This is a genomic window from Streptomyces sp. ISL-87 (genome assembly GCF_018614095.1).
Classification (GTDB): domain Bacteria; phylum Actinomycetota; class Actinomycetes; order Streptomycetales; family Streptomycetaceae; genus Streptomyces.
The window spans coordinates 58,912-71,099 of record NZ_JAGGOY010000005.1; the positions used below are offsets into that span (position 1 = coordinate 58,912).

Sequence of the window (12,188 nt, forward strand, 5' to 3'; positions counted from 1 at the left end):
TGCGTGATCCGATTCGAGCACGTGACCAAGCGCTACCCCGACGGGACAACGGCCGTCGAGGACCTGTCCTTCGAGGTGGCGGAAGGCGAGCTGGTCACGCTCGTGGGCCCGTCGGGCTGCGGCAAGACGACCACGATGAAGATGGTCAACCGGCTGATCGAGCCGACCTCCGGCCGGATTCTGCTGGGCGGCGAGGACATCTCGTCCGCCGATCCGGTCGAGCTGCGCCGCCGGATCGGGTACGTCATCCAGCAGGTCGGACTGTTCCCGCACAAGACGGTGCTGGAGAACACCGCGACCGTGCCGCAGCTGATCGGCACCCCCAGGGCGAAAGCCCGGGCGCGGGCCGCCGAGCTCCTCGAACTCGTCGGGCTGGACCCGGCGGTGTACGGGGGCCGGTACCCGGAGCAGCTGTCCGGCGGGCAGCGCCAGCGCGTCGGCGTGGCCCGGGCACTCGCCGCGGACCCGCCGGTGCTGCTGATGGACGAGCCGTTCGGCGCGGTGGACCCTGTGGTCCGCGAACGCCTGCAGAACGAGTTCCTGACGCTCCAGAAGACGGTGCGCAAAACGATCCTGCTGGTCACGCACGACCTGGACGAGGCCATCCGGCTCGGCGACCGCATCGCGGTCTACGGAGCGGGCACCATCGAGCAGTTCGCCCGCCCGGCGGCGGTCCTGGCCGCGCCGGCCACGGAGTACGTGGCCGGCTTCGTCGGCGCGGACCGGGGGCTGAAGCGGCTCGCGGTCACCCCGGTGGAGGCGGCCGACCTGGCGGCGGCGGACGGAAAGGCCCCCACCGCCGAAGTGGCGCTGGGGGCGACGTTGCGCGAGGCGCTCGCGGCGCTGCTCCAGGAGGACTCGGGCCGGATCGGGGTCACGGACCCGGACTCCGGCACGCTGGTCGGCGTACTGACCCCGGAGGGTGTGCACCGGGCGCTGCGCCGGGCCCAGCTGCAGGAGGCTTAGCCGCGCGGACTCAGGTAGCCGCGCGGACTCAGGCCTGGATGCGGCCGCTCATCCACACCAGCATCGGCGCGATCTCGCGCCGCCAGGTGTTGAAGTTGTGGCCGCCGCTGTCGAGGATGATCGAGGAGACCCGGTCCGGGCTCTTCACCTTCTTGATGAACTTCTTGGTGTCCCCGAGGTTCGGCTCGCCCTTCTGGCTGCTGGTCACGAGGAACGACGTACCGGACGGATTCTTGTGCTCGATGCTGTGCAGGACGTTCGCGCGCTTCTTCAGCTTGTCGTCGCCCTGGAACAGGTTGCCGGTCGTCGCGTCGTTCGCGGCGTCGTAGTACGCGGACAGACCCGCGGCGGCGCCGAAGGTCTGCGGGTAGTGCGCGGCGATGTTCAGGGCGCAGTAGCCGCCGGTGGAGTTGCCGATGAAGCCCATGTTCTGGGGCTTCTTGCCGACCCGGAAGGTGCTCTGGATGGCCTGCGGCAGGTCCTCGCCGAAGAAGGTCTCGGTCTGCGGGCCACCGGGTATGTCCACGCACTCGGTGTCACGCGGGGGCGCCACGGTCGGGCGCAGCATGACCAGGATCATCGGCTTCATCTTGCCCGCCTTGGCCTGCTTGAAGGCCGTCATCGGGTAGTTCAGCCCTTTGATCAGGTTTTCGGCGGTGCCCGGGTAGCCGGTCAGCACGATGGAGGCCGGGAAGTTCTGGTTCTTGTGCTGCGGCTGGAAGTACTCCGGCGGCAGCCACACGTACCCGGGGCTCGTTATCTTCGACTTCTGCCCGGATATGGCAACCTTCAGGATCTGTCCGCCGACCTGAGGCTTGCCCCCACCGGGCACATCCAGCTTCTGCTTGTCGACGACCTTGATGTCCTTGCTGCTCATCGCGTGGTCGACGACCTTGCCCATCGACGTCTCCTGGCCGAACAGGTCGGCCCAGGAGCCATAGAAGAGGAACGACTTGTTCGCCCCCAGCCCGACCGCCGAGAACAGCGCCAGCTGGGTGGCCAGCAGGAGACCGATCCGGCCGACGACGGCGCGCCAGGTGCGGCCCGAGAGCCTCGGCCAGAACCACACCGTGGCCGCGAAGAGCAGCACACCGGCGATGATGGCCAGCACAAGGACCGTATTACTGGTGAGACCCATGAGCAGTCAGTCGACTTTCTGATGGCAGGACTAGTTTTTCTCGACGGAAGAGTGAACCCGCTCCTCCTCGATGTCGTCCTAATGGACGCACCACACTCCGGAGGCTGTCGCGGCCTTCGGCCACATGATCTCTCGCGGAGCAACGGGAAGCGATGTCTAGCAGGATAGATGGCGATAAGTCGGGACAGGTTCCGAAGCGGGCCAGCCGAATCTTCCGCGGCCCACGACCGGAGTCCGTGCCCGGACTCGTAGGTACGGCCGTCATGATCGTCGGTCTGCTGGACATCGCGGCGGGTGTCTTCCCGCGGTTCCGGCACAGCAGGTTCCATTCAGTCACCGAGGTGCTGCCCGGCTCCCTCGGCCCCTTCGCAGCCGCCCTCTCCATCAGCGTGGGCGTCCTGCTGCTGCTGCTCGCCCACGGGCTCAAGCGCCACAAGCGCCGCGCCTGGCGAGCCGCGGCCGTCCTGCTGCCCGCAGGAGCCGTGGCGCAGTTTACGTACCGCCACTCGATCATCGGTGTAGTCATCGCGGCGGCGCTCCTCACGCTGCTGCTGCGCCACCAGGGTGAATTCAAGGCGCTGCCCGACCCGCGCAGCCGCTGGAAGGCGCTGGCCAACTTCGTCCTCATGAGCGCCGGTTCCATCGGCCTGGGCCTGGTCATCGTCAACTCCCACCCGGGCCGGGTCGTCGGCGACCCCGGCATCTACGAGCAGATCAGCCACGTCGTGTACGGGCTCTTCGGCTTCGAGGGACCCGTCGACTACGCCGGCCGGGTCTCCTGGACCGTCGGGTACTCCCTCGGCGCCCTCGGCATGCTGACCGCGCTCACCACCATCTACCTGGCCTTCCGCCCCGAGCACCCCGCCGCGCGGCTCACCGCCGACGACGAGGTCAAGCTGCGCGAGCTGCTCACGAAGCACGGCGGCCGCGACTCCCTCGGCCACTTCGCGCTGCGCCGCGACAAGGCCGTGGTCTTCTCCCCCAGCGGCAAGGCCGCCGTCACCTACCGCGTGGTCTCCGGCGTGATGCTCGCCTCCGGCGACCCCATCGGCGACGTCGAGGCCTGGCCGGGCGCGATCGAGCGGTTCATGGAGGAGGCCAAGGCCCACTCCTGGACCCCGGCCGTGATGGGCTGCAGCGAGACCGGTGGCGAGGTCTGGACCCGCGAGACCGGCCTGGACGCCCTGGAGCTGGGTGACGAGGCGATCGTCGATGTCAAAGACTTCTCCCTCGCGGGCCGCGCCATGCGCAATGTCCGCCAGATGGTGAAGCGCATCGAGCGCAACGGCTACACCACCAAGGTCCGCCGGGTCAGCGAGCTGACCGAGACCGAGCTGGAGCAGGTGCGCGGTGCCGCCGAGGCCTGGCGCGGCACCGACACCGAGCGCGGCTTCTCCATGGCCCTGGGCCGCGTCGGCGACCCGGGCGACGGCGACTGCTACATCGCCACCGCGCACCGCGTGGAGGAGGGCGACACCTCCCCGTACGGCGACCTGAAGGCGGTCCTGCACTTCGTCCCGTGGGGCAAGGACGGCATGTCGCTGGAGCTGATGCGCCGCGACCGCGCCGCCGACCCCGGTATGAACGAGCTGCTGATCGTCGCCTCCCTGGAGGCGGCCCCGTCGCTGGGCATCGAGAAGGTCTCCCTGAACTTCGCGATGTTCCGCTCGGCCCTCGCCCGCGGCGAGAAGATCGGCGCCGGCCCGGTGCTGCGGATGTGGCGCAGCCTGCTGGTGTTCCTGTCCCGCTGGTTCCAGATCGAGTCGCTGTACAAGTTCAACGCGAAGTTCCGCCCCCGCTGGGAGCCCCGCTTCGTGGTCTTCCGCACCACGCGCGACCTGCCCCGCATCGGCTTCGCCGCGATGCAGGCCGAGGGCTTCGTCACACTGGCCCTCCCCCGCCTGTTCGCCAGCCGCCGCCGCCCCAAGCCGGTCCGCACCTGCGCCCACCACCACATGCCCGCCGTCCCGGCCCAGCCCCAGCCGGAACGCGAGGTCCAGGTCGCGTAACCCCGGGCAATCCAGCCCCGCCGGCGTCCGGGCAAATCCAGCCCCGCCGGCGTCCGGGCAAATCCAGCCTCGCCGGCGTCCGGGCAAATCCAGCCTCGCCGGCGTTTGAGGCGCGGGTCCGGGGCGGAGCCCCGGGGCCCGCGCCACTCCCCGCGATCCGCCCGGCCAGGGCCCCGGCCCTACCCTTGGAGCCATGAACACGAACCGCGGGGTCACCGCCAGAGGCCGGGTCGCAGGTCTGCCGGAATGGGACCGCTGCGGCGTCATGGGCGTCGTCAACGTCACCCCCGACTCCTTCTCCGACGGCGGCCGCTGGTTCGACACCACCGCCGCCGTCAAACGCGGCCTCGACCTCGTCGCCCACGGCGCCGACCTCGTGGACGTCGGCGGCGAGTCCACCCGCCCCGGCGCCTCCCGCGTCGACGAGGAGGAAGAGCTGCGCCGCGTCGTCCCCGTCGTGCGCGGCCTCGCCTCCGAAGGCGTCACCGTCTCCGTCGACACCATGCGCGCCTCCGTCGCCGCCCAGGCCGTCGCCGCCGGCGCCCTGCTGGTCAACGACGTCAGCGGCGGCCTCGCCGACCCCGGCATGATCCCGGCCGTCGCCGCCGCCGAGGTGCCCTTCGTGGTCATGCACTGGCGCGGCTTCAGCGACGGCATGAACAGCCTCGCCGTCTACGACGACGTACTCGCCGAGGTCACCGCCGAGCTCCGCACCCGCATCGACGCCGTCGTGGCCGGGGGGATCGCCCCCGAGCGGCTCCTCGTCGACCCGGGCCTCGGCTTCGCGAAGAACGCCGAGCACGACCTGGCCCTGGTGGCCCACCTCCCCGAGCTGCGCGCCCTCGGTTTCCCGCTGCTCGTCGCCGCCTCGCGCAAGCGTTTCCTCGGCCGCGTCCTGGCCGGGGCCGCCGACGCCGCACCGCCGCCGGCCCGCGAGCGGGACGCCGCCACGGCCGCCGTCTCCGCCATCGCCGCGCACCAGGGCGCCTGGGCCGTCCGCGTCCACGAGGTACGCGCCACCGCGGACGCGGTTCGGGTGGCCCGCGCCGTGGAAGGGGCACTGTGATCCGCAGAGCACGAGCAATCCGTACAGCCTGCGCGGCGCATACGGCCCGTACAGGCAGGGAAGGGGCACGGTGAGCCGTACCGACATCGAAGCCGTCGAAGAGGTCAACACGGCCTTCTACGAGGCCATGGAGCAGGGGGACTTCGACACGCTGTCGGCACTCTGGCTCGAGGACGAGATCTCCTGCGTGCACCCCGGCTGGCCGGTCCTCTCGGGCCGCGGCGAGGTGCTGCGCTCGTACGCGCTGATCATGTCCCACACCGAGTACATCCAGTTCTTCCTCACCGACACCAAGGTGGCCGTGATCGGCGACACCGCCCTGGTGACGTGCACGGAGAACATCCTCAGCGGCGGGCCCGCCGAGGACGGCGGAGAGCTCGGCCCGCTCGTCGGTCAGCTGGTGGTCGCCACAAATGTGTTCCGACGCACATCCCAGGGCTGGCGGCTCTGGTCCCACCACGGATCCCCGGTCCTTACAGACTCCGAAGATGAGGACGAAGAGGACACCAACTGACCCCATGGGCGGGGTTCGAGGTTTATCGCAGGTAAATTCGAAGGTGGACGACGCCGACCGCACTCGGCGTAGGCCCATGGCCCTGGGGAGTCCCGGGACCGGAAGCACCTACGAAACAGGAGTGATTCGCGTGGATCGTGTCGCGCTGCGCGGCCTCAAGGCTCGCGGGCACCACGGCGTCTTCCCCCGGGAGCGCGAGGAAGGCCAGACCTTCATCGTCGACCTGGTGCTGCACATCGACACCCGCCCCGCGGCGGCCGACGACGACCTGGCGAAGACCGTGCACTACGGGGTCGTCGCCGAGGAAGTCGTCGACGTGGTCCAGGGAGAGCCCGTCGACCTGATCGAGACCCTCGCCGAGCGGATCGCCCAGCAGTGCCTCAAGCACGACGCGGTGGCGCAGGTGGAGGTCGTGGTCCACAAGCCGGACGCGCCCATCACCGTCCCCTTCGACGACGTGACCATCACGATCACCCGGAGCCGCGCATGAACAACGGACTGAACGCCCCGAGCGACCCCACCGTCCAGCCGGTACCCGCCTCCGTCGTCGAGGCGGTCGACGCGGCGGACACCACGCTGTCCAACCCGAAATGGGCCGTGATCGCGCTCGGCGCGAACCTCGGCAACCGGCTGGAGACCCTCCAGGGCGCCATCGACGCCCTCGGCGACACGCCGGGCCTGCGGGTCAAGGCCGTCTCCCCCGTCTACGAGACCGAGCCGTGGGGCGTCGCGCCCGGTTCGCAGCCCTCGTACTACAACGCGGTCGTGCGCGTGCGGACCACCCTCCCGCCGTCCTCGCTCCTGGAGCGCGGCCACGCCATCGAGGAAGCCTTCGACCGCGTCCGCGAGGAGCGCTGGGGCCCGCGCACCATCGACGTCGACATCATCGCGTACGCCGACGTGGTCTCCGACGACCCCGTCCTCACCCTCCCGCACCCGCGGGCCCACCAGCGGGCCTTCGTGCTGGCCCCGTGGCACGACATCGACCCCGAGGCCAAGGTCCCCGGCCGCGGCCCGGTCGCCGCACTCCTGGCCGAAACGGGCCTGACCGGCGTGACGGCGCGCCCGGACCTGGAACTCCGCCTCCCCGAGTAGTCGTTAGCCTGTGGACTGCTGAAGACATGGCGCAGAAAGCGGGGAACGGGTACGTGAAGCAACTGAGGCCGGCTGTCCTGGCGGGCATCTTCGCGGTGGCCGGGGTGCTGTCCTGGGCCGGCGCCCGGCTGTGGAACGCGTACGGCAGCCTGCCGGGCGTTCCGCTGGCCGCGCCGATCGTCCTGGGGGTCATCGCGGCGGTCCTCTTCGCGACGGCCCTGTCGATGCGCGCCCGCCTCAAGGCCCAGCGCGAGCGCCGCCCGGGCGCCAAGGGCGTGGAGCCCCTGATGGCGGCCCGCGCGGTGGTCTTCGGCCAGGCCAGCGCCCTGGTGGCGGCCCTGGTGGCGGGGATGTACGGCGGCGTCGGCGTCTTCCTGCTGATGGACTCCCTCGACATCCCCACCCGCCGCGACCAGGCCTGGTACGCCCTCGCCTCGGTCGTGGCCGGCGCCGCCGTCGTCGCCGCCGCCCTCTTCCTGGAGCACGTCCTGAAGCTCCCGGAAGACGACGACACCACCCCCGAGTCCCCGGCCCGCGCCTGACGGCCCCTGGCCGGGGGCAACCGGGTCAGCGGGCCATGATCAGGCTCATCGCCTCGTTGCGGGTCGCCGGGTCGCGGAGCTGGCCGCGGACCGCCGAGGTGATGGTCTTCGCCCCGGGCTTGCGGACTCCGCGCATGGTCATGCACATGTGCTCGCACTCGATGACCACGATGGCGCCGCGCGGCTCCAGGATCTCCATCAGGGAGTCCGCTATCTGCGTGGTCAGCCGCTCCTGCACCTGGGGGCGGCGGGCGAACACGTCCACCAGGCGGGCCAGTTTCGACAGACCGGTGATCTTGCCGTCGGTGGACGGTATGTACCCGACGTGGGCGACGCCGTGGAACGGCACCAGGTGGTGCTCGCAGGAACTCATGACCTCGATGTCCTTGACCAGGACCATCTCGTCGTGGCCGAGGTCGAAGGTGGTCGTCAGCACCTCTTCGGGCTTCTGGTACAGACCGGCGAATATCTCCTTGTACGCCCGCGCCACGCGTGCCGGGGTCTCCAGGAGGCCCTCGCGGTCTGGGTCCTCGCCGACCGCGATGAGGAGTTCACGGACCGCCGCCTCGGCACGCTTCTCGTCGAACTCGCCGATCGTGCCCTCGTCACCGGTCAAGGTCACTGGGTCCGTCATCTCTTCCTCGTTCCTGTGTGCACTAGCGCTCGCGACCATGTGAAAGAGCCGCGCCCCCAGGCTAGAACCTGGAGGGCGCGGCATCCATTCCGGGACTGTTCAGCCCGTGACCTACTCGGAACGATCCTCCGGGGAGGGCTCCGGGGCCTTCTCCACCGACACGGCCGGCGAGGTCGCCGCCGACGTGCCGTTCGCCGAGTTCGTCAGCTGGAGCTCCTTGGGAGAGAGCACCGGCGGACGGGTGGAGGGGGTGCGGCGGGAGGAGCCGGTCCACGCGGGGCGGGCCGGACGCTTCACGATCGTCGAGAAGATCTCGGCGATCTGCTCCTTGTTCAGCGTTTCCTTCTCCAGCAGCGCGAGAACCAGGTTGTCCAGGACGTCGCGGTTCTCGACCAGGATCTCCCAGGCCTCGTTGTGCGCGGTCTCGATGAGCTTCTTGACCTCTTCGTCGACCAGCGCCGCGACCTCTTCCGAGTAGTCCCGCGGGTGCGCCATATCGCGGCCCAGGAACGGCTCCGTGTTGTCGCCACCGAACTTGATCGCACCGAGACGCTCGGTCATGCCGTACTGCGTGACCATGGCCCGCGCCGTGGCCGTGGCCTTCTCGATGTCGTTCGCCGCGCCCGTGGTCGGGTCGTGGAAGACCAGCTCCTCGGCCGCGCGCCCGCCCAGCATGTACGCCAGCTGGTCGAGCATCTCGTTGCGCGTGGTCGAGTACCTGTCCTCGTCGGGCAGGACCATGGTGTAACCCAGGGCCCGGCCGCGGGACAGGATCGTGATCTTGTGGACCGGGTCGGCGTTCGGGGAGGCCGCCGCGACCAGGGCGTGTCCGCCCTCGTGGTACGCGGTGATCTTCTTTTCCCGGTCCGACATGATCCGGGTCCGCTTCTGCGGGCCCGCCACGACACGGTCGATCGCCTCGTCCAGCGAGTGGTTGTCGATCAGCTTCTTGTCCGAGCGGGCCGTGAGCAGCGCGGCCTCGTTCAGGACGTTGGAGAGATCGGCACCCGTGAAGCCGGGGGTGCGGCGGGCGACGGCCGAGAGGTCGACGTCCGGAGCGACCGGCTTGCCCTTCTGGTGGACCTTGAGGATCTCCAGACGGCCCTGCATGTCGGGACGGTCGACCGCGATCTGGCGGTCGAAGCGGCCCGGGCGCAGCAGCGCCGGGTCGAGGATGTCCGGGCGGTTCGTGGCGGCGATCAGGATGACGCCGCCCTTCACGTCGAAGCCGTCCATCTCGACGAGCAGCTGGTTGAGGGTCTGCTCGCGCTCGTCGTGACCGCCGCCGAGGCCCGCACCGCGGTGCCGGCCGACGGCGTCGATCTCGTCGACGAAGACGATCGCCGGAGCGTTGGCCTTGGCCTGTTCGAACAGGTCGCGGACACGCGAGGCACCGACACCGACGAACATCTCGACGAAGTCGGAACCGGAGATCGAGTAGAAGGGGACGCCGGCCTCGCCCGCGACGGCGCGCGCCAGCAGGGTCTTGCCGGTGCCGGGCGGGCCGTAGAGCAGCACGCCCTTGGGGATCTTGGCGCCGACGGCCTGGAACTTCGCCGGCTCCTGGAGGAACTCCTTGATCTCGTGGAGTTCCTCGACGGCCTCGTCCGCGCCCGCCACATCGGCGAACGTCGTCTTCGGGGTGTCCTTGGTGATGAGCTTGGCCTTGGACTTCCCGAAGTTCATCACCCGGGAGCCGCCGCCCTGCATCTGATTCATCAGGAACAGGAAGACGACGACGATGAGGACGAAGGGCAGCAGTGAGAGCAGCACGCTGAGGAACGGGCTGGTCTTGTCCGGCGAGACGGTGTACCCGTCGGTGATCTGACCGGCTTCGTACTTGGTCTGGAGGTTCTGGGCGAGCTGTACGCCCTGGTCCCCGATGTAGTTGGCCTGGAACTTGGTGCCGTCGTTGTCGCCGAGCTTCTGGTCCTTCTTCAGCTCGATCTTGATCATCTGGCTGTCACCGGTGGTGAGCTTGGCGCTCTGCACCTGGCCACTGTTGATCGCCTTGATGACCTCGCTGGTCTCCACCGACTTGTAGCCGCCGCCGGAGCCGACGACGTTCATCAACACGACCACGGCGAGGACGGCCAGCACGATCCACATGACCGGCCCACGGAAGTATCGCTTCACGTCCATCCATACGGGGCGCTGAGCACCCCGTCCCTCCTGCCCGTAGGTAAATGCTGCTGTGAGTAAAGACTGTTCTTCGGAATGTACCTCTGAATTGTCACCCGCGGCCTCGTGGGACGGCTGACAGACCTGCCTTCCCCTGCTTCAACGGCGGGGGGCGCCCCCAGGTTCCCTGCCGGGCACCCGGGGGCGGCGGCGGGTATCAGCCGCCGTAGACGTGCGGGGCGAGCGTGCCGACGAACGGCAGGTTGCGGTACTTCTCCGCGTAGTCGAGGCCGTAGCCCACGACGAACTCGTTCGGGATGTCGAAGCCGACCCACTTCACGTCGATCGCGACCTTCGCGGCGTCGGGCTTGCGCAGCAGCGTGACGACCTCCAGGGAGGCCGGCTGGCGGGAGCCCAGGTTCGACAGCAGCCAGGACAGCGTCAGACCGGAGTCGATGATGTCCTCGACGATCAGGACGTGCTTGTCCTTGATGTCGGTGTCCAGGTCCTTCAGGATCCGGACCACGCCCGAGGACTGGGTCCCGGCGCCGTACGAGGACACCGCCATCCAGTCCATGGTGAGCGGGGTGGACAAGGCGCGCGCCAGGTCCGCCATCACCATCACGGCGCCCTTGAGCACACCGACGATGAGCAGGTCCTTGCCCGCGTACTCCGCATCGATCTTCGCGGCCAGCTCGGCCAGCTTCGCGTCGATCTCTTCCTTGGTGATGAGCACCGACTGGAGGTCGTCGCCCATGTCCTTCTCGTCCACCCGCATCACTTTCGTCGACGGCCGGGGCTCCGGGGGTGCCCCCGGAGGTCTCAGCCGTGTTTCAGCACCAATCAGCCCTGCCGAATGACAAGTCTGCCACCCTGCCGCTGGGCCTCGACCCGGCCGGGCAGGTTGATGGCGCCCTGACCGCGCCATCCGGTGATGAGGCGGTCGACTTCTTCGATGTGGCGGGCGAAGAGGGAGCCCGCGGGAGAACCGGCCGCGACGACGGCCCTGCGCAGCACACGGCGGCGGACAGCCGGGGGCAGGGCGTACAGCTTGGCGCATTCCAGCCGGCCGTCCTCGTCCCGTACGCCGGTCTCCGCCTCGGCGGCCCAGGCGTCCAGGGCGTCCGCGTCGTCGCGCGAGAGCTGGGCGGTACGGGCCAGCGCCTCGACGACTCCCTTGCCGAGTGCCTTTTCGAGGGCGGGCAGTCCCTCGTGGCGCAGCCGGGAGCGGGTGTAGGCGGGGTCCATGTTGTGCGGGTCGTCCCAGACGGGCAGGGACTGGACCATGCAGGCCTTGCGGGCGGTCTGCCGGTCGACCTGGAGGAAGGGGCGGCGGTAGCGGCGCACGCGGCCGGTGCCACCGGGCCCGGCCGACCCGCCCGGGCCCCCCGAGACCTCGGGCATGCCGGACAGCGAGCGGATGCCGGATCCGCGGGCGAGGCCCAGCAGGACGGTTTCGGCTTGATCGTCCCGGGTGTGGCCGAGCAGCACGGCGGCGGCTCCCAGCCGGTCGGCGGCCTCGTCCAGGGCGGCGTAGCGGGCGTCGCGGGCCGCGGCCTCGGGTCCGCCGTCGCGGCCGACGCGCACGGCGACGGACTCCACCGGGTCGAGGTGGAGCGCGGTCATGCGGACGACGACCTCGGCGGCACGCAGGTCGGAGCCGGCCTGGAGGCCGTGGTCGACGGTGATGCCGCCGGCCTGGATGCCGAGTTTGGGGGCCTCGAAGGCGAGGGCGGAGGCGAGCGCCATGGAGTCGGCGCCGCCGGAGCAGGCGACGAGGACGAGTGGCGGCCTGCCGTCGACGGTGCGACGGTCGGCAGGACGGTCGGTGAGGTCGGTGAGGACGTCGTGGAGTACGCGGCGGACCGCCAGGCGTATCGCCGCGACCGCAGGATGGGGACCCATGTCCGGTGCCCTTCGTGGAGTTCGGATGCCTCGGAGGCCTCCCCCGGCTGACGCCGGGGAGGTGCCCCCATGGGGAGTGGTGCGCTGGGATGCTGTTCCGTGCTGCCCGGCCGTCCCCGCGAGGATTGCCCGCGGGCGGAGGGTTGTCACTCAGAGTGCGTCGATGGTGACAGAGCCGAGCCGTTCCCCGAGCATCGC

12 protein-coding genes are annotated in these 12,188 nt (G+C 70.0%); 7 read left to right on the top strand and 5 right to left on the bottom strand.

Going from position 1 to position 12,188, the window contains the following annotated elements; all coding sequences use genetic code 11:
• The first annotated feature begins 3 nt into the window (after positions 1–3).
• Positions 4–966, top strand: coding sequence for an ABC transporter ATP-binding protein (locus tag J7I97_RS01130; RefSeq protein WP_214930419.1), 963 nt, complete (start codon positions 4–6; stop codon positions 964–966).
• 28 nt (positions 967–994) lie between these two features.
• Here J7I97_RS01130 and J7I97_RS01135 read toward each other — a convergent pair whose 3' ends face one another.
• Positions 995–2,104 (bottom strand): esterase family protein, encoded by a 1,110-nt coding sequence (locus J7I97_RS01135; protein ID WP_214930420.1) that lies wholly within the window; start codon positions 2,102–2,104, stop codon positions 995–997.
• Between the two features lie 152 nt (positions 2,105–2,256).
• Between J7I97_RS01135 and J7I97_RS01140 the strand changes: the two genes are divergently transcribed.
• The 6 genes from J7I97_RS01140 to J7I97_RS01165 all read left to right on the top strand — a co-directional run bounded on the left by J7I97_RS01140 (position 2,257) and on the right by J7I97_RS01165 (position 7,330).
• Complete coding sequence (locus tag J7I97_RS01140) at positions 2,257–4,113, top strand: phosphatidylglycerol lysyltransferase domain-containing protein (protein ID WP_214930421.1); 1,857 nt, start codon at positions 2,257–2,259, stop codon at positions 4,111–4,113.
• Between the two features lie 193 nt (positions 4,114–4,306).
• Positions 4,307–5,179, top strand: a complete 873-nt coding sequence (gene folP / locus J7I97_RS01145) for a dihydropteroate synthase (protein WP_214930422.1) — start codon at positions 4,307–4,309, stop codon at positions 5,177–5,179.
• 127 nt (positions 5,180–5,306) lie between these two features.
• Positions 5,307–5,693, top strand: a complete 387-nt coding sequence (locus J7I97_RS01150) for a nuclear transport factor 2 family protein (protein WP_251050065.1) — start codon at positions 5,307–5,309, stop codon at positions 5,691–5,693.
• A gap of 130 nt (positions 5,694–5,823) precedes the next feature.
• Positions 5,824–6,183, top strand: a complete 360-nt coding sequence (gene folB, locus J7I97_RS01155; RefSeq protein ID WP_214930424.1) for a dihydroneopterin aldolase — start codon at positions 5,824–5,826, stop codon at positions 6,181–6,183.
• Positions 6,180–6,788, top strand: coding sequence for a 2-amino-4-hydroxy-6-hydroxymethyldihydropteridine diphosphokinase (folK, locus tag J7I97_RS01160; protein ID WP_214930425.1), 609 nt, complete (start codon positions 6,180–6,182; stop codon positions 6,786–6,788). Before folB ends, folK begins: the two co-directional genes overlap by 4 nt.
• A 53-nt stretch (positions 6,789–6,841) precedes the next feature.
• The gene (locus tag J7I97_RS01165; RefSeq protein ID WP_214930426.1) at positions 6,842–7,330 is read left to right on the top strand and encodes a DUF3180 domain-containing protein; all 489 of its coding nucleotides are present in this window, start codon (positions 6,842–6,844) and stop codon (positions 7,328–7,330) included.
• A gap of 25 nt (positions 7,331–7,355) precedes the next feature.
• Here the strand turns inward: J7I97_RS01165 and folE are convergent, their stop codons facing one another.
• From folE to tilS, 4 genes are all read right to left on the bottom strand, one after another.
• Positions 7,356–7,964, bottom strand: coding sequence for a GTP cyclohydrolase I FolE (gene folE, locus J7I97_RS01170; RefSeq protein WP_214930427.1), 609 nt, complete (start codon positions 7,962–7,964; stop codon positions 7,356–7,358).
• A gap of 111 nt (positions 7,965–8,075) precedes the next feature.
• The gene (gene ftsH, locus J7I97_RS01175) at positions 8,076–10,106 is read right to left on the bottom strand and encodes an ATP-dependent zinc metalloprotease FtsH (RefSeq protein WP_214930428.1); all 2,031 of its coding nucleotides are present in this window, start codon (positions 10,104–10,106) and stop codon (positions 8,076–8,078) included.
• Between the two features lie 196 nt (positions 10,107–10,302).
• Positions 10,303–10,863 carry a hypoxanthine phosphoribosyltransferase gene (hpt, locus tag J7I97_RS01180; RefSeq protein WP_037794157.1) on the bottom strand — a complete coding sequence of 187 codons (561 nt, stop codon included), beginning with the start codon at positions 10,861–10,863 and terminating at the stop codon, positions 10,303–10,305.
• 65 nt (positions 10,864–10,928) lie between these two features.
• A complete protein-coding gene (tilS, locus tag J7I97_RS01185; RefSeq protein WP_214930429.1) occupies positions 10,929–11,990 on the bottom strand; it encodes a tRNA lysidine(34) synthetase TilS in 1,062 nt (353 codons plus the stop codon).
• Positions 11,991–12,188: the final 198 nt, after the last annotated feature.